Origin of the sequence: Streptomyces sp. NPDC028722, from assembly GCF_040637655.1 — a bacterium.
Lineage (GTDB): Bacteria > Actinomycetota > Actinomycetes > Streptomycetales > Streptomycetaceae > Streptomyces.
The window spans coordinates 19676-38851 of record NZ_JBEZWU010000001.1 but is presented as its reverse complement, the minus strand read 5'-3'; the positions used below and the strand labels follow the sequence as shown (position 1 = coordinate 38851).

Sequence of the window (19176 nt, the reverse complement as noted above, 5' to 3'; positions counted from 1 at the left end):
CCGAAGGCCTTCGCGGGGTCAGTCCACGCGTCCCGGCCGCGGTGGTCTGCCGCCCACCCGTTCCACCGCCTCCGCGCCCGCCCGGCAGCCCGACGCCGCCGCCTCCTCCGGCGTCGCGCCCGTGAGCAGTGCGGCGAGGAACGCGCCCGTGAAGGCGTCACCGGCGCCCGTGGTGTCCCGAGGCACCGCCGGCACGGCCGGGACCCGGACCGGTACGGCACCGGACCGGGCCACCAGCGCCCCGTCCGCGCCCGCCTTGGCCACCACCAGCGGCACGAGACGGCTCAATCTGCCCGCCGCGTCCACCGGGTCCGGCACCCCGGTCAGCAGGCACGCCTCGTCCCTGCTGGGCAGCAGCAGGTCCAGCCCCTCCGCGAACGCCAGGAAACGGTCCACTCCCAGCTTCACCAGGAAGCCGGCCGACGCCGGGTCCAGGCTGACCGGCACCCCACGCGCGCGTGCCGAGGCGATGGCCCTCCGGGTCAGTGCCCGGCTGGCCTCGGTGAACAGCAGATAGCCCGACAGATGCAGGCGAGCCACCCCGTCGAGCAGGGTGTCCGACCAGTCGGCGGGGCCGAGCCGCAGCGAGGCGCCGCTGTCCGTCAGGAACGTCCGCTCGGCCGCCGCACCCGTGTCGACCAAGCAGATCACCGTCCCGGTCGCCGCCTGCGGATCCACCACCAGCCGGGGCCGCACCCCGGCCGCCACCAGCTCCCGCTCGTGCCAGGCGGCGGCGTCGGCGCCCACCCGCCCCAGCAGCCGTACGTCCGCGCAGCCCGCGTGGGCGGCCCAGCAGGCCACGTTGGCGCCCGCACCACCCGGCAGGGTCCGGATCACGGCGGCCGTGTCGGTGCCGGCCGCGAGCGGCTCCCGGCGCCGGGCCACCACGTCGGTGACCACGTCCCCGACGACCAGCAGCGCCCCGTTCCGCTCCGCGGTCACCCCCTGGTCCACGCCGTGGCGATCCGTGCCGCCAGCCGTACGTTGCCGCGCACCGCCGCCAGGTTGGCGCCGAGCGAGGCTCCGTCCGTGTGACGGACCAGGTGGTCCAGCAGGAACGGTGTCACCGCCTGCCCGGTGACGCCCCGCTCCGCGCAGGCGCGCAGCGCGTCGGAGAGCACGCGCGCGTGCAGCCCGGGATCGAGCTGGTCCGCCTCGGGGACGGGGTTCGCGACGATCAGCGCGGACTCCGGCGCGGCCAGGGCGTCCTGGGCGCGCATGACGGCGGCGACCTGCTCCGGGCTGTCCAGCGTCCAGTCGACCGGATGCCCCGAGTCCGAGAGGTAGAAGCCGGGGAACCGGTCCGTGCCGAACCCGGCGACGGCCACGCCCAGCGTCTCCAGCCGCTGTAGCGTCGCCGGGACGTCCAGGATCGACTTCACGCCCGCGCACACCACCGTGATCCGGGTCCGCGCCAGCAGCCCCAGGTCGGCGGACTCGTCCTGGGTCAGCGTCCACTCCCGGTGCACACCGCCCAGCCCGCCCGTGGCGAACACCCGGATCCCCGCCAGCGCGGCCAGCTGTGCCGTCGCCGACACGGTTGTCGCCCCGCTCACCCCCGCGGCGACGGCGAGCGGCAGGTCACGGTGGCCCAGCTTGCGGATGCCGTCCTCGTTCGCGACCCGCTCCAGCTGCCGCTCGTCCAGGCCGACCCGGGGCTGACCGTCGAGCACGGCGACGGTCGCCGGCACGGCGTCCTGCCGCCGCACGGCCTCCTCCAACTCCCGGGCGACCTCCAGGTTGCGCGGACGGGGCAGGCCGTGCGCGATGATCGTGGACTCCAGGGCCACCACCGGGCGCCGCGCGTCGATCGCCTCCCGCACTTCTTCCGACACCACCAGCACCACGTGCCCGCCTCCTGTCCGTCGGTCCCTCCTCATCCCTGGCGGGCGCCCGCACCGGATAAACGCTTGCGGCCTGTGGGGGACACCACCAGCCTGGGCCGCATGACGAACAACACCACGCGTCTCGACCACGTCGTCCTGTGGGTGGCCGATCCCGTCGCGGCAGCCGACTTCTACGAGACGGCCGTCGGCCTGGAGCCGCTCAGGGTCACCGAGTTCACCGAGGGAAAGGCGGCCTTCCCCTCCGTACGCGTCAACGAGGAGACCATCCTCGACCTCGCCCCGCGCACCTTCGCCGCACGCATGAGGATGCTGCCCGGCTCGGCCGACAGCGCGGGCCACCCCGTCAACCACGTCTGCCTGTCCCTGCCGGCCGACGCCTTCGACGCCCTGCGCGCCCGCCTCGAGGAACACGGTGTTCCCGTGTCGGACATCGACCACGGCCTGTCCGGCGCCCGCGGCGACGCCACCCGCAGCTTCTACTTCCGCGACCTCGACGGCAACATATTCGAGGCCCGGCACTACGACGACTAGCCGTGCGTTCCGGGGGCCGGTCAGAACAGCGGCTCGGGCAGCACGCCCTCCAGGGCGAGCAGCTTCCGCTTCGTCTCCAGTCCGCCCCCGAAACCGCCGATGCCACCGCCGCTCTCCACCACCCGGTGGCACGGCACGACCACCGGCAGCGGATTGGCGCCCATCGCGGCGCCGACCGCCTGCGCACCGCCGGGCTGCCCGACCCGCCCCGCCAGGTCGCCGTACCCGACCACGGTGCCGTACGGCACTCCGGACGCCAGTGCGCGCAGCACCTGCCGGTTGAACCCGGATATCAGCGACCAGTCCAGCGGCAGGTCGAAGGCGTGCCGCTCACCCGCCAGGTAGGCCCGCACCTGGCGTACGGCCTCCGCCAGCAGGGGCGCGTCCGGATCCTCCACGGGCTCGCGGCCCAGCCGGACGGCCAGTCGCTCCAGTGCCCGCAGGCGCACGGCGTCCGACGCGTGGAAGACGACGTTCACCAGGCCGTCACCGGTCGCGGCCAGCATCAGCGGACCGATGTCCGTGCCCATGACGGCCCACACGAGTCGCTGCTCATCCCGCCCATGGCTGTCCATGCGCCCACCGTACGACCCGCCACTGACAACGCCCGTCCCGTTCAGTCGGAGGACAGCGCCGCCCGCACGACGTCGGGCTTGTTGCTGATGACCCCGTCGACGCCGTAACCGGCGACCCGGCGCGCGGTGGCCGCGTCGTTCACCGTCCAGGCGAACAGCCCGAGCGGCCTGCCGTGCGGCCCGTCGATGGCGTGCGCGGCCGAGACGTAGCCCGCGGACAGCGAGTCGTACGAGGGATTCACCAGATCGGCGAAGTCCGCGAACTCGCGCAGATCCGACACGCTAGGCGTACCCAGGTAGGCGGTGGTGACCGCGGGCTTCAGCTGGTGGACGGTCCGCACGCTGTCGGCGCTGAAGCTCTGCACGATCAGCCGCCCCAGATGCCGGTCGTCCAGCCAGCCCTCATTGGCGAGGAGCTTCAGGGTCTGCTGTTCGAGACCCGGATACAGCTCCGGGTTCTTGATCTCCAGGAGCAGCTTCTCGTGGTTGTGCTCCAGCCGCCGCATGTACTCCGTCAGCGTCGGCACGCGCGTGCCCGCGTACGCGGGGGAGAACCAGCTGCCCGCGTCCAGCCGGGCGATCTCGGCGGCGGTGAAGTCCTTCACCTTCCACGGCGCGCGGCCGGGGAAGACCTGCTCGACGTCCGTAGTGCGTTCCAGGCTGTCGTCGTGGAGGACGATCAGCACACCGTCCTCGGTGCGCTGGACGTCGTTCTCGACCCAGGAGAAACCCAGTTCGGCGGCCTTGTCGATGGCGGCCAGCGTGTTCTCGGGGGCGTAGGCGGAGGCGCCCCGGTGGGCGATCACCCTGGGTGGGCCGTCCTCGCCCGCCCGGGCGTCGGAAGTGGGGCTCAGCAGGATCGCCCCCGTTCCCAGGACCGTGGCGACGGTGGCGGCGACCACGCGCGCGTACATGCGTACTCCTCGCGTCGAGCGAATACCGACAGCACCAGACTGACAGCACAGGGTCAACGGCACCCGGGCGCACGACGACCACAGACCGGGCGGGGATCTCCGCGACCGCTCACCAGTGCCGCACAAGTGCGGCAACGCCGTGTTTCTTTGCTCCAAAATCGTTCGGCCATTGCGGTGGGGGTCATACTCTCTGCGACAACCCTGACCGCCGCGCGGTCCTGGGACGGGGGCGCATTCAGAACATTCCGGGACGTAAGAAGGCGGAAGGGCAACCGCGATGCAAGGCACGGTCGACGGATTCAGCTACGGGGTGGTCACCCCGTTGGTGGCCTACCTGATGGCCTGCCTCGGTGGCGCCCTCGGCCTGCGCTGCACCACCAGATCCCTGCTGGTCACGCACGCCAGGCGGCCCGCCTGGCTGGCCCTCGGCGCGGCCGCGATCGGCTCCGGCATATGGACCATGCACTTCGTCGCCATGATGGGCTTCTCCATCCACGGGGCGCCGATCCACTACGACGGGCCGATGACCTACGCGAGTCTCGCTCTCGCCATCGTCATGGTCGGTGTCGGGATCTTCATCGTCGGCTACCGGGGCGCCACCGGCACCCCGCTCTTCACCGGCGGCACGATCACCGGTCTGGGCGTCGCCTCCATGCACTACCTCGGCATGGCGGGAGTCCGCTTCCACGGCCGGTTCACCTACAACACCTTCACCGTCGCCGCCTCCGTCGTCATAGCGGTCGTCGCCGCCACCGCCGCCCTGTGGGCCGCCGGCCGCGTCCGGGGCTTCCTGTGGAGCGTGGGCGCGAGCCTGGTCATGGGACTCGCGGTCAGCGGCATGCACTACACCGGGATGGCCGCCCTCGGCGTTCACCTCGACGGCGTCTCCCACGCCACCGGAGGCGCGCCCGAGGCGTCCGTGCTCGCGCCGATGCTGATCGGCCCGCTCGCCTTCCTGCTCCTCGCGGGCGTAGTCGTGATCTTCGATCCGCTGATGGTCACCGGCCGGCCCGACTGGACGCCCGTCGAGGACAAGCCGGGCGTGCCGGCCGCCGCCGTCGCCCCCCACACCGACCGCAGGCCCGCCCTCCACGGGGGACACCGGCCCGAGCACCACGGCCACCGCACCCCGCAGAACCGCTGATCGGGGCTCGTTGTCAGTGGGGAGTCGTACGGTTGATGACATGCGGCCCGTTTCCCACATCGAACGCACGGTGGCGCCTTTCGAGGTCGTCAGCCCCTACCAGCCCAGCGGCGACCAGCCGGCGGCCATCGCCGACCTGGCCAAGCGCATCGAAGCCGGTGAGAAGGACGTCGTCCTCCTGGGCGCGACCGGCACCGGCAAGTCCGCCACCACCGCGTGGATGATCGAGAAGCTCCAGCGCCCCACGCTCGTGATGGCGCCGAACAAGACACTCGCCGCCCAGCTGGCCAACGAGTTCCGCGAGCTGCTCCCCAACAACGCCGTCGAGTACTTCGTCTCGTACTACGACTACTACCAGCCCGAGGCCTACGTCCCCCAGTCGGACACCTACATCGAGAAGGACTCCTCCATCAACGAGGAGGTCGAGCGCCTGCGCCACTCGGCCACCAACTCGCTGCTCACCCGCCGTGACGTCATCGTGGTCGCGTCGGTGTCCTGCATCTACGGCCTCGGCACCCCCCAGGAGTACGTGGACCGCATGGTCCCGCTCAAGGTCGGCGACGAGGTCGACCGGGACGAGCTGCTGCGCCGCTTCGTCGACATCCAGTACACCCGCAACGACATGGCCTTCACCCGCGGCACCTTCCGGGTCCGCGGCGACACCATCGAGATCTTCCCGGTCTACGAGGAGCTGGCCGTCCGCATCGAGATGTTCGGCGACGAGATCGAGGCGCTGTCCACGCTCCACCCGCTCACCGGCGAGATCATCAGCGAGGACCAGCACCTGTACGTCTTCCCCGCCTCCCACTACGTCGCCGGCCCCGAGCGCATGGAGCGGGCCGTCAACGACATCGAGAAGGAGCTGGGGGAGCGCCTCGCCGAGATGGAGAAGCAGGGCAAGCTCCTGGAGGCCCAGCGCCTGCGGATGCGCACCACGTACGACCTCGAGATGCTCCGCCAGATCGGCACCTGCTCCGGCGTGGAGAACTACTCGATGCACTTCGACGGCCGCCTGCCCGGCTCCCCGCCCAACACCCTGCTGGACTACTTCCCGGACGACTTCCTGCTCGTCATCGACGAGTCGCACGTCACCGTCCCGCAGATCGGCGCGATGTACGAGGGTGACGCGTCCCGAAAGCGCACCCTCGTGGACCACGGTTTCCGCCTGCCCTCGGCCCTGGACAACCGTCCACTGAAGTGGGAGGAGTTCCAGAAGCGCATCGGTCAGACCGTCTATCTGTCGGCCACCCCGGGAACCTACGAGCTGTCCCGCTCGGAGGGTGTCGTGGAGCAGATCATCCGCCCCACCGGCCTGGTCGACCCGGAGGTCGTGGTCAAGCCCACCGAGGGCCAGATCGACGACCTGGTGCACGAGATCCGCAAGCGCACCGACAAGGACGAGCGGGTCCTCGTCACCACGCTGACCAAGAAGATGGCCGAGGACCTCACCGACTACTTCCTGGAACTCGGCATCCAGGTCCGCTATCTGCACAGCGACGTCGACACCCTGCGCCGCGTCGAACTTCTGCGCGAGCTGCGCTCCGGTGAGTACGACGTCCTGGTCGGCATCAACCTGCTCCGTGAAGGCCTCGACCTGCCCGAGGTGTCCCTCGTGGCGATCCTGGACGCCGACAAGGAGGGCTTCCTCCGCTCGGGCACGTCACTGATCCAGACCATCGGCCGTGCCGCACGAAACGTCTCCGGCCAGGTCCATATGTACGCCGACAAGATCACCCCGGCGATGGAGAAGGCCATCGACGAGACGAACCGCCGCCGGGAGAAGCAGGTCGCCTACAACAAGGCCAGAGGCATCGACCCGCAGCCGCTGCGGAAGAAGATCAACGACATCGTCGCGCAGATCGCCCGCGAGGAAGTCGACACCGAACAGCTCCTCGGCTCCGGTTACCGCGCGGCGAAGGACGGCAAGGCCGCCAAGGCTCCCGTCCCGGCGCTCGGGGACAAGGCGGCCAAGGGCGCGAAGGCCGGCAAGAACGCCAAGGCCGCCAAGGGCAGGACCGTCCCGACGGACCGGCCCGCGGCCGAACTCGCCGGTCAGATCGAGGAGATGACCGAACGGATGCGCGCCGCCGCCGCGGAGCTCCAGTTCGAGATCGCGGCCCGGCTGCGTGACGAGGTCTCCGAGATGAAGAAGGAGCTGCGTCAGATGCGGGAGGCAGGCCTCGCCTGACCTCCGCCACCGCGCCGGACCTCGCTCCCCGTGCCAAGTGTTGCAACACCGACACAAAGCACGGTCCGGGGTTCGGCGGCGTCGCCGCCCCTGCGTAGGGTCTTGACAACCGCGCGGCACTTCGGCGCGGCAACAGGGGACTGTCGAGAGGGGAATCAGCCGTGTCCGTGAACTTGTCCAAGGGTCAGGCCATCAGCCTGGAGAAGCAGGACGGGGGCACCCTGACCGCGGTCCGTATGGGCCTCGGCTGGCAGGCGGCGAAACGGCGCGGTCTGTTCGGCTCCCGCACCCGCGAGATCGACCTGGACGCCTCGGCGGTCCTCTTCGCCGGCGGGGAACCCATGGACGTCGTCTTCTTCCGCCACCTGGTGAGCGACGACGGTTCGGTGCGCCACACCGGTGACAACCGCGTCGGCGGCGCCGGTCAGGGCGGGGACGACGAGGCGATCCTGGTGGACCTTCAGCGCGTCCCGGTCCACGTCGACCAGATCGTCTTCACCGTGAACTCGTTCACGGGCCAGACCTTCCAGGAGGTGCAGAACGCCTTCTGCCGCCTCGTGGACGAGACCAACGGCCAGGAACTCGCCCGCTACACCCTGGCCGGCGGGGGCGACTACACCGCCCAGATCATGGCCAAGGTGCACCGCGCCGGCGCCGGCTGGACGATGACCGCCATCGGCGCCCCGGCCAGCGGCCGCACCTTCCAGGACCTGATGCCGGCGATCCTGCCCCACCTGTAGGACCGGCCGGCCACCGGGCCACGGCACGCGGGACACCACGACACGGGGGGCGACGGCGATGACGGCGGAGCTGGTGCGGGGACAGAACCACCCGCTGTCCCAAGTCCGGCTGGAGATCCGGATCTCGGCCGGAGTGCCGGTCCTGGCCGGAGCCACACTCGGCGACGAGCACGGCAGGGTGCGCGGCCCTCAGTGGGTGGCCCACCCCGGCGCTGCCGCACTGCCCGGCGTCGAGGTGCCCCGGCATGCCGCCGCCGAGCACCGGCTGGTCGTCGACCTGGCCGCCCTGCCCGAGGCCGTCCACCGCCTCGGGGTGTTCCTCGCCCTGCCCACCAGCACCACCGGGCCGCTCCGATTCGGTGCCGTCCCCGCCCCGCACACCACGGTCAGCGGCCCGGACGGCACCGAACTCGTCTCCTACACGCTCACGGGCCTGGACGCCGAGGCGGCGGTGACCGCCCTGGAGCTGTACCGCAAGCAGGGCGCCTGGAAGGTGCGGGCGATGGGTCAGGGCTATGCCGGTGGCCTCTCCGCGCTCCTCGCCGATCAGGGACTGGAGGTCGCCGGCGACCTCGCGGCGACCGCCCAGGATGCGGCGACCGACAGCCTGTCCCAGGCGGCACCGGCACCGACGCCTGGAGGCGACCCCCGGGGCGTCGCCCCTTCGGACCCCCTGGCCGCCGTCGCGGTTGACGCGCACACCGCCGTCCCTCCAGCCCCGCAGACGGCTGTCGCACCCGGTGCGGCGGAGCCGGCACGGTCGCACGGCTCGCAGAGCCCCGAGGGGGAACCTGACGCGGCAGGCACCCCGCACGCGGCCCAGGCGACCCCCGCCCGTGAACCGCAGCCTCCGGGCGGCTCGGTCGACTACACGCACCCCCGCCGCGCCCACCGCGCTCCGACCCAGCCACCTCCACCGTCCCCGCTGACCCCGGCCGCCGGCGAGCAGCCCGCTCGACCCGTCGCCGGGGACGCGGTGGGGTGGTCGATGGAGGAACGGCTGTACAACCAGGTCTGGGGCATGTTCGAAGACCTGGCCCGCACCACGGCCGCGTACCGCAGCGCCGTCGACTTCGCCGACTCCCGCTTGGAGAAGGAGCTGGACCAGGTCCTCGCCGATCCGCGGGCCCGGCTCGGCACGACGAGCGAAGCCGCCCGCGAGGCGGCCCACGCCCGGCGCGCACAGCTGGTCGATCAGGCGCGCGCGGTCCTCGACCGCGATCTAGCCCAGCTCACCGCCGAGGCCGAGGTGGTCGAGCCCGCACTCCCGCCCGCCTGCGCCCGCTGGGACCAGCCCGTCTGGCACGCCCGTCGCCCACCCGCCGAGCCGCCGATCGCCCTGCGGCTCGGCGACATCCACCTCCCGGAGAGCGTGCCGCTGCGCATACCCCTGCTGGTCAGGCTGCCGCTGGAAAGGGGTCTGTGGATCGACAGCGGCCCGATGACAACAGCTGACGGGGTGATGCGGGACTCCGCCGAGCTGCGGCACCTGGCCATGGAGACGGCGGTCGCCCTCGCGGCGCGTCTGCTCGCCGTACACCCGCCGGGGGCGTTCGCCGTGCGGGTCGTCGACCCGGCGGGGGCCGGGGCTCAGGCGCTGCTGCCGCTGACGCGGTCGGGAGTCCTGGCGGCGCCGCCCGCGGCCGGGGCGGCGGGGGTCACGCGGGTACTGGAGGACCTCACCCGGCGCGTTGACCTGGTCGAGATGGCGGTGCGTGCCGGCGCGGCCGGGTCGCTGCCGGCCGATGTCGACACCGCGCGGCAACTCCTGATCGTCCACGACTTCCCGCACGGGTTCGACGACCGGGCGGTGACCCGGCTGCGGTATCTCGCGGACGAGGGGCCGGCCGTCGGCGTGCATCTCCTGCTGGTGGCGGACCGGGAGGACGCCGCCGCCTACGGTCCCTTGCTGGATCCGTTGTGGCGTTCGCTGCTGCGACTCACCCCGCTGCCCGGTGAGCACCTCGCCGATCCGTGGGTCGGCCACGCCTGGACGTACGAACCGTCACGGATCCCGGTCGGCAGCCGGATCCTGCCGGAGGTGCTCGCCGAGGTGGCGAGAGCCCTGCCCAAGTACGAGTAAAGCCATCCTGGCCAGGCTCTTTAGATATTTCTTTACTCTCCTCTTTACCATTTCTTGGTCATTGGGGTACTGTCTCTTGTGCGGAGGGGAGTACTCCCTGACTGCGGCGCACCCGTCAGTACGGACCGGTTCCGGTCCCGGGACGCCGGCCCATCGCGGGTGGAAGAGACCTCCGGCAGCGACGACGCTGACGTATTTGCCGTGACGTAATGCCGGAGGTGCAGTGCAAGTCACCCTGACCCTGTGGGTCCTCACCATCGTGGGCCTCGCCGCCCTGATCGCCGTCGACTTCTTCATCGGCCGCAAGCCGCATGAGGTGTCGGTCAAGGAAGCGGGTGTCTGGACCGTCGTCTGGATCGCCCTGGCCGGCCTGTTCGGCCTCGGCCTCCTCGTGTTCGGCGGCGGGCGACCGGCCGGCGAGTTCTTCGCGGGCTTCATCACCGAGAAGTCGCTGAGCGTCGACAATCTCTTCGTCTTCGTCCTGATCATGGCGAAGTTCGCGGTGCCCACCCGGTACCAACAGCGCGTCCTGCTCGTCGGCGTCCTCATAGCCCTGGTCCTGCGGGCCGTCTTCATCGCCGCGGGAGCCGCGATCCTCGGCAGCTTCTCCTGGGTGTTCTACCTCTTCGGCGCCTTCCTGATCTGGACCGCCTGGAAGCTCATCCAGGAGGCGCGAACGGACCAGGAGGACGAGGAGTTCGAGGAGAACAAGCTGCTGAAGGCCGTGGAGCGCAGGTTCGGCGTGGCCGACCGGTACCACGACACGAAGCTGTGGATCCGGCAGAACGGCAAGCGCGTCATGACCCCGATGCTGGTCGTGATGCTCGCCATCGGCACCACCGACGTGCTGTTCGCCCTGGACTCCATCCCCGCGATCTTCGGCCTGACCCAGGACCCGTACATCGTGTTCACCGCCAACGCCTTCGCCCTGATGGGGCTGCGTCAGCTGTACTTCCTCATCGGCGGACTGCTCAGGAAGCTGGTCCACCTGTCGTACGGACTGTCGATCATCCTCGGCTTCATCGGTATCAAGCTGGTGCTGCACGCCCTGCACGAGTCCGGTGTGCACGTGCCGGAGATCAGCATCCCGGTCTCGCTCGGCGTGATCTGCGCCGTCCTCGCCGTCACCACGATCACCAGCCTGATGGCCTCGCGCAGGCAGGCGGCAGTGGAAGCGGCACACGTGGACGAAGACGCTCCGAGGGAGAACGCCGACGCCTGACCGCGCTGACGGCTCTGCGGGGTCCCGGGGTGACGCGGTGGTCCGGCCGGCGCGGTACCCGGCCGCGCCGGTGCGGGCCCGCACCGGTACGGGCCCGCACCGGAAGGGACGAGAGGGATCCGAAAAGAACGGAATGCGAATCCTGTAAGCCTCTGCGAGCATCGCCGCATGACCACTCGGCTGCGGTCGCTCACCCGGCGATGGACGATCTTCGTGCCGGTGCTCGCGATCGTCCTGCTGGTCCTCACCTGGGGCCGGCACCTGCCCGGCGCGGTCGTCGCCCTGGTGACCGTCGTTCTCGCCGGCGCCGTCCTGGCGGCGGTGCACCACGCCGAGGTGGTCGCCCACCGGGTGGGCGAACCCTTCGGTTCGCTGGTGCTCGCCATCGCCGTCACGGTCATCGAGGTGGCCCTGATCGTCACCCTCATGGCCGACGGCGGTGCCAAGAGTTCCACCCTGGCCCGGGACACCGTCTTCGCCGCCGTGATGATCACCTGTAACGGCATCGTCGGGATCTGTCTGCTCGTCGCCTCCCTGAGGCACGGCACGGCGGTCTTCAACCCTGAGGGCACGGGCGCGGCGCTGGCCACCGTGGCGACGCTCGCCACGCTCAGCCTGGTGCTGCCGACGTTCACGACCAGCAAGCCCGGACCGGAGTTCTCCACGGTCCAGCTGACGTTCGCGGCGCTGTCGTCACTGATCCTGTACGGCTTGTTCGTGGCCACCCAGACCGTGCGCCACCGCGACTACTTCCTGCCCATCACCCGACAGGGCGAGGTCATCACGGGGGACGACCACGCCGGCCCGCCGTCCGCCCGCACCGCCTGGACCAGTCTCGCCCTGCTCGGGCTGGCGCTGGTCGGCGTGGTCGGCCTGGCGAAGGGTGTGTCGCCCACCATCGAGTCGGGTGTGGCGGCAGCGGGCCTGCCCCCCGCCGTCGTCGGTGTGATCATCGCCCTGCTCGTCCTGCTGCCCGAGACCATCGCCGCGCTGCGCTCCGCCCGCCGCGACCGGGTGCAGACCAGCCTCAACCTGGCGCTCGGCTCCGCGATGGCCAGCATCGGCCTGACCATCCCGGCCGTGGCGCTCGCCTCCGTCTGGCTGTCCGGGCCGCTCGTCCTCGGCCTCGGCGCGACCCACATGCTGCTGTTGCTGCTGACCGTGGTCGTCAGTTCCCTGACGGTGGTGCCGGGCCGGGCCACCCCCCTCCAGGGAGGCGTGCACCTGGTGCTGTTCGCGGCCTACCTGGAGCTGGCGATCAACCCATGAGCCCGCGCCCTGGCCCGTAGCCCGCCATCCCCCTTGGCCCTCGGCGCCCAGCCCACCGGCCCGCCGGCACCCGCAGCGCGTCCGGTCAGCCCGTCACCGGTTTCGTCACCGGTTCCGCCACCGCTGCGGGCACCGGCCGCGTCTCCGGCAGCAGTGCGAAGCACGCCAGGCTGAGCAGGGCCATGCCGCTCAGATACGCGCCCACCCCCCAGGGGACACGCCCGCCCCGCTCCGCGAGCGTCGTGGCCACGAGGGGGGTGAGCGCGCCGCCGAGCACCCCGCCGAGGTTGTAGCCCACGGCGGCGCCCGTGCAGCGCACCCGCGGCTCATAGAGTTCCGGCAGGTAGGCCGCGATCACCGCGAACATGGTGATGAAGGCGAGCAGGGCGCCCAGGATGCCCAGGAACATCAGCAGCGGCTCGCCGGTCGCCAGCAGTGCGACCATCGGAAACATCCACAGCGCGCTGGCCGCACACCCGGTCAGACACATCGGCCGGCGCCCGTAGCGGTCACCGAGCAGTGCCGCGAGCGGTGTGAGCGCGCCCATCACGAGCACCGCGGCCATGACACACGTCAGCATGACCGTGCGGCTCACACTTAGCCGTTCCGTGGCGTAGGCCAGCGACCAGGTCGTCACCGTGTAGAACACCGCGTACCCGGCGGCCAGCGCCCCGGCCGTCAGCAGCACCAGCCGCCCGTGGTGCCGTACGACCTCGATGAGCGGCACGCGCACGTGGTCGTCGATCTCCAGGAACCGCGGGCTCTCCGTGAGCGACGAACGCAGCCACAGACCGGCCAGCGCCAGCGCGCCGGCCGCCCAGAACGGCACACGCCACCCCCACCGCGCGAACTCCGCGGCGGACAGCGTCGCCGACAGGGCGAGCACGATGCCGTTGGCAAGTACGAAGCCGAGGGCCGGCCCCACCTGCGGAAAGCTCGACCACAGGGCGCGCCGTCCGGCAGGCGCGTGCTCAGCGGTCAGCAGCACCGCCCCGCCCCACTCCCCGCCGAGCCCCAGCCCCTGGAGGAAGCGCAGGACGAGCAACAGCACGGGCGCGGCGACACCGATGGCCCGGTACGACGGCACACAGCCGACGGCGACCGTCGAGGCGCCGGTGAGCAGCAGCGAGATGACGAGCACGGGCCGCCGTCCGCGCCGGTCCCCGAGGTGCCCGAAGACCACCGCCCCCAGCGGCCGGGCCACGAACCCGATCCCGAACGTCCCGAACGCCGCCAGCGTTCCCGCGGCCGGGGAGAACGTCGGGAAGAACAGTGGTCCCAGGACCAGTGCGGCGGCGGTGCCGTAGACGAAGAAGTCGTAGAACTCGATCGCCGTCCCGGCGAGTGAGGCGGCGGCGAGCCGCGGCATGGACGGTGTGCTGACGCGGCGTACCTCGTGCATACCGCGTCAACCGCCTGGGACGATCAGGAGTCACGGGCGTGCGGAAGCACCGCACCGGGCCGGGGCACGCGCCGTGGTGACCGGCGCGCACGGCACCTCGTCCGCTCCGGACACCGTGATAGACCGGGTGCGAGCAGCGGTCGTCGACGCACCGCCCCAACGGACCCGGAGGAACCGTGCCCCGCACCCTGGCCAACGCCCCGATCATGATCCTCAACGGGCCCAACCTGAATCTGCTCGGCCAGCGCCAGCCCGAGATCTACGGCAGGGACACGCTGGCCGACGTGGAAGCGCGGTGTGCCGAGGCGGCGGCCGCGCACGGCGGCACGGTGGACTTGCGGCAGTCCAATCATGAGGGCGAGCTGGTCGACTGGATCCACGAGGCACGGCTGGGCCACTGCGGCATCGTCATCAACCCCGGGGCGTACTCGCACACGTCGGTGGCGATCCTGGACGCGCTGAACACCTGCGACGGCATGCCCGTCCTGGAGGTGCACATCTCCAACATCCACCAGCGTGAAGCGTTCCGGCACCACTCCTACGTGTCACTGCGCGCGGACGGCGTCATCGCCGGGTGTGGAGTGCAGGGCTACGTGTTCGGCGTGGAGCGGGTCGCGGCCCTGCTGGGGGCGGCGCGGGCGGACGCCTAGCCCCCGCCCCCGTGCGGGCGCGCTACAGCCGGCCCGCCTCCACGATCCGCCGTAGGAAGCGCCGGGTGCGCTCCTGCCGCGGGTCGCCGAATACCTGCTCGGCCGTGCCGCGCTCCAGCACCACTCCGCCGTCGAGGAAGCACACCTGGTCGGCGACGTCCCGCGCGAACCCCATCTCGTGCGTCGCCAGCACCATGGTCATGCCCTCGTCCTTCAGGCCGCGCACCACGTCCAGCACCTCGCCCACGAGTTCGGGGTCGAGCGCGGCCGTGACCTCGTCCAGCAGCAACAGCCGGGGCCGTACGGCCAGAGCCCGCACGATCGCCACCCGCTGCTGCTGGCCGCCGCTGAGCCGGTCCGGGTAGGCATCCGCCTTGCCGGCCAGGCCGAGGCGCTCCAGCAGCTCCCTGGCCCGCTCCTCGGCCTCCTGCCGGGAGATGCCGTGCACCCGGCGCGGCGCGAGCGTGATGTTGTCGAGCACGGTCATGTGCGGGAAGAGGTTGTATGCCTGGAAGACCACGCCGATACGGCGGCGCACCGCGTCCCGGTCGGCGCGCGGATCGGTGATCTCCTCGCCGTCCAGCCAGATCGCGCCGTCGTCGATCTCCTCCAGGAGGTTGGCGCAGCGCAGCAGCGTGGACTTGCCCGACCCGGAGGCGCCGATGAGGGCGGTCACGGTGTGCGGGGCGACCTCGAGGCCGATGTCCCGCAGGACCACCGAGCCGCCGAAGGTCTTGCGGACGCCCTCCATCCGCAGCACGGGCGCGCCGCTGTCCGGGGTGCTCGCAGTGGTGCTCACAAGGATCCTCCGCAGGTACTCACAGGGACCCTCCCTGAGCCCGTTGCCTGTCCGTCCTGGCCGTCACCCAGTCCGTGAAACGGGTCATCGGGATGGTCAGCGCCACGAACACCAGCCCCGCGACGATGTACGGCGTGTAGTTCAGACTGCGGCCCACGATGATGTCGGCCGCGCGGACGGCGTCCACCGCGCCGCCGATCGACACCAGGCCGGTGTCCTTCTGCAACGACACCAGGTCGTTGAGGAGCGGCGGCACCTGCCGGCGCACCGCCTGGGGCAGGACGACGTAGCGCAGCGCCTGCCGGTTGGTGAGGCCCAGCGAGCGGGCCGCCGCGCGCTGTGAGGGGTGGACGGACTCGATGCCCGCCCGGAAGACCTCCGCGACGTACGCCGAGTACGTCAGGGTCAGCGCCGTACCGCCGAGCAGGACCGGGTCGACCGTCACGCCCTGGAGCCGCAGCGCAGGGACGCCGAGGACCACGATCATCAGATTGATGATGAGCGGAAGGCCGCGGAAGAAGTCGGTGTACGCCGCCGCCAGCACCCGGAGCGGGAAGAAGACCGGGCCGCGCAGGGTCCGGGCGACGGCGATCAGCATGCCGAGGACCAGCACGGCGACACCGCAGACCAGCAGCAGGCGGACGTTCAGCCACAGACCTTCGAGGACCTTCGGGAACGCCTCGCGCGCGTAGTGCGCGCTGAAGAAGGTCTCCTTGGTGCGCGGCCAGCCCGGCGCGCCGACGACGACCAGGTACAGCACGGCGGCCGTGACGAGCGTCGAGAGGGCCGCGACGGCCGTGGCGCGCCGGGCACGCGCGCGCCGGTAGCGCTCGCGCGCCAGCCGCCGCTCGGAGGGCACGTAACCGTCACCGGGGGCGCCGACACCGGGAACGCCGTCTTCGGAGGCGTCGGGCATGTCGCCCTCGTCGTCCGCCCCCTCCCGGGCCGGTTCGCCCCGGGTGACCGTCACTTGAGCACCGGGGCGTCGACGGCGTCCGAGAGCCACTGCTTCTCGATCCGGGCCAGTGTGCCGTCCTTGCGCAGGGCGTCGACGGCGCGGGTCACACACGGCGTCAGCGCGCTGCCCTTGTCCAGTACGAGCCCGAACTGCTCGGGTGTGCCGCCCTGGTTCTCGAACTGGCCGACGATCTTCGCCTCCGTCACCTCGGCCGCGGTGATGTAGAACGCGGTCGGCAGGTCGGTGACGACGGCGTCCACCTGCCCGTTCCGCAACGCGGACTTGGCCTGGTCGTTCTTGGCGTAGACGGCGGGCTGCCGGGCCGGCTTCACCACGTCGGTGATGTACTCCAGGCTCGTGGTGCCCACCTGGGCGCCCAGCTTGAGCTTCTTCAGCCCGGCGATGTCCGTCGCCCTGGCGGCCTTGCCGTCCTTCAGCGCGATGACGGCCTGACGCACGTCGTAGTAGCCGGAGGAGAAGTCCACGGCCTTCTTGCGCTCGGCGCTGATCGACACCTGGTTGATGTCGAAGTCGAAGGTCTTCACGCCTGGCGCGAACGCCTTGTTGAACGGCACGCTCTGCCACACGACCGCGCTCCTGCCGTACCCCAGCCGGTCCGCCACGGCGTAGGCGACCGCCGACTCGTAGCCCTTGCCGTCGGCGGGCTTGCCGTCCTTGAACCACGGCTCGTACGCCGGTTCGTCCGTCGCGATCGTCAGTTTCCCCGACGTCTTGGTGGCGAGGCCGCCCTTCGCACAGCTCTTGGCGGCCGGTCCGGACCGGGCGGCCGACGCGTTGTCCTCGGGCTGCGGCGCACAGCCGACAGCGGTGGCGAGCAGAGCTGTGGTCGCGGCGGCTACCGCGCGGCGCAGGAGGCGAGGAGCAGGATGCATGGCCGGAGAGTGGCAGCGAACGACGCGTATGTCCAGGTCACGGCGGTGGTTGTCCGCATACTGGGAACGGGTGTTGCCACCGTGTGAACACGGGGGAGCACAGCCGCTCACGCGCGCGGACCGGGGCCGCCGGCCGAGGGCGGGGTGGACAGACCGGCGGCCCTGCCGCTCAGGAGCCGTCATCCTGCGCGGGTTGTCACCAGTTGACCGCCTCACACCGCACCACGGGAGCGCGCACGGGCGTCGGACGTGCGCGAAATGTTCACACGGGGCGCGGTGCACGTGCCGCACGCCGGGCGTACGAGCAGGGCGCACGCCCCGTGCGAAAGCAGGGTGCGTGCGCCGCCGCGAGCGTCCGCGCGCGGCTCACCACCCGCGCGCGTGCCACTCCGGCAGGTGCGGCCGCTCCGCGCCCAGCGTGGTGTCGTCGCCGTGCCCGGGGTAGACCCAGGTCTCGTCCGGCAGCGCGCCGAAGATCTTCGTCTCCACGTCGTGGATCAGGCGGGCGAACGCCTGCGGATCCTTGCGCGTGTTGCCGACCCCGCCGGGGAAGAGGCAGTCACCGGTGAAGACGTGCGGGTGGCCGTGCGGGTCGTCGTAGATCAGCGCGATCGAACCGGGCGTGTGCCCGACCAGGTGGCGCGCGGTGAGCTGCACCTGGCCCACCGTGATGACGTCGCCGTCGTCGACGAGGACGTCGGTGGGCACCGGGATGCCGGGGGCGTCGTCGCGGCCCGCATAGGTGCGCGCGCCCGTGCCGGCGACGACCTCGGCGAGCGCCTGCCAGTGGTCGCCGTGCTGATGGGTGGTGACGACGGACGCGATGCCGTCGTCACCGATCATCGCCAGGAGTGTCGCCGCCTCGTTGGCGGCATCGATCAGAATCTGCTCGTCGGTGGCCCGGCAGCGCAGCAGATAGGCGTTGTTGTCCATCGGGCCGACCGCGATCTTGGTGATCATCAGGTCTTTCAGCTCGTGCACGTCCGCCGGCCCGCCGACCTTGACCTCTCCGGAGTACGTCATGGCGGCCAGCCTATAGCGGGGGAGCCCCGGCGGACGCTGCGGTCCTACAGCGGGGGCAGCTTCGGCAGCGTGCCGCCCCGCACCTCCAGCGCCGCCCCGTCGCGGCGCCCGGCGAGCCAGCCCAGCACATCGGCCGGCCGTCCGGTGACGGTGACCTCGGACACGTCCGCCTCGCGGCCGGTGCTCCACGCGCGCGTGCCGTCCGTGATCCGGGTCGCGGGGACGTCTTCGTGTCCGGCGAACCGCTGTGCGAGGAAGCCGGTCTCCCGCTCCAGGAACTCCGCCGGAAGATGTTCCAGCTCGTACCCGGTCCCGAGGTCGACGTGATGCAGCTCCACCTCCGCCCATCGCCGGAACGGGATCCGGGCCGCCGAGTCGGTGACTCCGTTGCGCAGCTCCACGGTGCGCGTCCAGTCCGCGGGCTTGTCACCGGCCGCCTCGAAGCGGGCCGCGCTCTCCCGGAGGTCGGCGAGCTGGGCCGCCACGGGGCGCGGGGCGTCGTGCTCGATGTCGGCGTCGCGCTGCTCGGCGCTCGCGTACATGGGACGCCCTTCCAGGACGTTGACGAGCGCGTCGGCGTTGCGGGCGAGGTGGGCGAGCACATGCCCACGGCTCCAGCGGGGAAGCCGTGACGGCAGGGCGAGTGACGCGTTGTCCAGTTCGGCGACCGCGGTGAGGAGCCGACCGGTCGCGTCACGTACACAGGCCAGGTCATGAGCGTGATCAATCATGGTGCTGACCCTAGTCCCGCCACACCTTCGGGTGAAGGTGAGGAACCTCGCCCGCAAATCGAAAGCACGTGCTATATCGTCGAAGGTGGCGTCGGGCATGCTGGAGGGTCGGGGGTTGTTATGCGACCGGGCAATCCGACCGGCGTTGTCAGTGGCTCCCCCTAGTCTGAAGAAGCTCGGGGGCCCCGCCCCTGTCACTTCTCTAGA

The 19176-nt window shown here is 71.4% G+C and carries 18 protein-coding genes; 8 read left to right on the top strand and 10 right to left on the bottom strand.

From position 1 onward, the window contains the following. Positions 1–18: 18 nt before the first annotated feature. Positions 19–954: a PfkB family carbohydrate kinase gene (locus AB0F03_RS00160; RefSeq protein ID WP_361984477.1), complete on the bottom strand. Its 936-nt coding sequence runs from the start codon at positions 952–954 to the stop codon at positions 19–21. Further along, the gene (locus AB0F03_RS00155; protein WP_361984474.1) at positions 939–1847 is read right to left on the bottom strand and encodes a pseudouridine-5'-phosphate glycosidase; all 909 of its coding nucleotides are present in this window, start codon (positions 1845–1847) and stop codon (positions 939–941) included. The genes AB0F03_RS00160 and AB0F03_RS00155 overlap by 16 nt, the downstream gene beginning before the upstream one ends. A 99-nt stretch (positions 1848–1946) precedes the next feature. On the opposite strand from AB0F03_RS00155, the gene AB0F03_RS00150 reads away from it, so the two are divergent. Further along, entirely contained in the window at positions 1947–2378 is a 432-nt protein-coding gene (locus AB0F03_RS00150; RefSeq protein WP_361984471.1) for a VOC family protein, read from the top strand. Between the two features lie 20 nt (positions 2379–2398). On the opposite strand, the gene AB0F03_RS00145 is transcribed toward AB0F03_RS00150, so the two are convergent. After that, positions 2399–2953 carry a methylated-DNA--[protein]-cysteine S-methyltransferase gene (locus AB0F03_RS00145; RefSeq protein WP_361984468.1) on the bottom strand — a complete coding sequence of 185 codons (555 nt, stop codon included), beginning with the start codon at positions 2951–2953 and terminating at the stop codon, positions 2399–2401. Between the two features lie 41 nt (positions 2954–2994). After that, entirely contained in the window at positions 2995–3867 is an 873-nt protein-coding gene (locus tag AB0F03_RS00140) for a glycerophosphodiester phosphodiesterase family protein (RefSeq protein ID WP_361984465.1), read from the bottom strand. Between the two features lie 277 nt (positions 3868–4144). On the opposite strand from AB0F03_RS00140, the gene AB0F03_RS00135 reads away from it, so the two are divergent. The 6 genes from AB0F03_RS00135 to AB0F03_RS00110 all read left to right on the top strand — a co-directional run bounded on the left by AB0F03_RS00135 (position 4145) and on the right by AB0F03_RS00110 (position 12513). Next, positions 4145–5011 (top strand): MHYT domain-containing protein, encoded by an 867-nt coding sequence (locus AB0F03_RS00135; protein WP_361984462.1) that lies wholly within the window; start codon positions 4145–4147, stop codon positions 5009–5011. 40 nt (positions 5012–5051) lie between these two features. Next, positions 5052–7199: an excinuclease ABC subunit UvrB gene (gene uvrB, locus AB0F03_RS00130; protein WP_361984459.1), complete on the top strand. Its 2148-nt coding sequence runs from the start codon at positions 5052–5054 to the stop codon at positions 7197–7199. Positions 7200–7360: 161 nt separating this feature from the next. Beyond that, on the top strand, positions 7361–7939 hold the full coding sequence (locus AB0F03_RS00125; RefSeq protein ID WP_361984456.1) for a TerD family protein: 579 nt from the start codon (positions 7361–7363) through the stop codon (positions 7937–7939). A 58-nt stretch (positions 7940–7997) separates the two neighbouring features. Then, positions 7998–10022, top strand: a complete 2025-nt coding sequence (locus AB0F03_RS00120; RefSeq protein ID WP_361984453.1) for a TerD family protein — start codon at positions 7998–8000, stop codon at positions 10020–10022. A 223-nt stretch (positions 10023–10245) separates the two neighbouring features. Further along, positions 10246–11244, top strand: coding sequence for a TerC family protein (locus tag AB0F03_RS00115; RefSeq protein ID WP_361984450.1), 999 nt, complete (start codon positions 10246–10248; stop codon positions 11242–11244). A 168-nt stretch (positions 11245–11412) separates the two neighbouring features. Then, positions 11413–12513: an ionic transporter y4hA gene (locus tag AB0F03_RS00110; RefSeq protein ID WP_361984447.1), complete on the top strand. Its 1101-nt coding sequence runs from the start codon at positions 11413–11415 to the stop codon at positions 12511–12513. 85 nt (positions 12514–12598) lie between these two features. On the opposite strand, the gene AB0F03_RS00105 is transcribed toward AB0F03_RS00110, so the two are convergent. After that, complete coding sequence (locus AB0F03_RS00105) at positions 12599–13882, bottom strand: MFS transporter (RefSeq protein ID WP_361985789.1); 1284 nt, start codon at positions 13880–13882, stop codon at positions 12599–12601. A gap of 209 nt (positions 13883–14091) precedes the next feature. Between AB0F03_RS00105 and aroQ the strand changes: the two genes are divergently transcribed. Beyond that, positions 14092–14565: a type II 3-dehydroquinate dehydratase gene (gene aroQ, locus AB0F03_RS00100; RefSeq protein WP_361984444.1), complete on the top strand. Its 474-nt coding sequence runs from the start codon at positions 14092–14094 to the stop codon at positions 14563–14565. Positions 14566–14587: 22 nt separating this feature from the next. Here the strand turns inward: aroQ and AB0F03_RS00095 are convergent, their stop codons facing one another. From AB0F03_RS00095 to AB0F03_RS00075, 5 genes are all read right to left on the bottom strand, one after another. Continuing rightward, complete coding sequence (locus AB0F03_RS00095; protein WP_361985786.1) at positions 14588–15316, bottom strand: amino acid ABC transporter ATP-binding protein; 729 nt, start codon at positions 15314–15316, stop codon at positions 14588–14590. Between the two features lie 67 nt (positions 15317–15383). Beyond that, the gene (locus tag AB0F03_RS00090) at positions 15384–16334 is read right to left on the bottom strand and encodes an amino acid ABC transporter permease (protein WP_361984441.1); all 951 of its coding nucleotides are present in this window, start codon (positions 16332–16334) and stop codon (positions 15384–15386) included. Beyond that, positions 16331–17215, bottom strand: coding sequence for an ABC transporter substrate-binding protein (locus tag AB0F03_RS00085; RefSeq protein ID WP_361984438.1), 885 nt, complete (start codon positions 17213–17215; stop codon positions 16331–16333). The genes AB0F03_RS00090 and AB0F03_RS00085 overlap by 4 nt, the downstream gene beginning before the upstream one ends. 366 nt (positions 17216–17581) lie before the next feature. Then, on the bottom strand, positions 17582–18238 hold the full coding sequence (locus AB0F03_RS00080) for an MBL fold metallo-hydrolase (protein WP_361984435.1): 657 nt from the start codon (positions 18236–18238) through the stop codon (positions 17582–17584). Positions 18239–18282: 44 nt separating this feature from the next. Then, positions 18283–18969, bottom strand: a complete 687-nt coding sequence (locus tag AB0F03_RS00075; RefSeq protein WP_361984433.1) for a maleylpyruvate isomerase family mycothiol-dependent enzyme — start codon at positions 18967–18969, stop codon at positions 18283–18285. Positions 18970–19176: the final 207 nt, after the last annotated feature.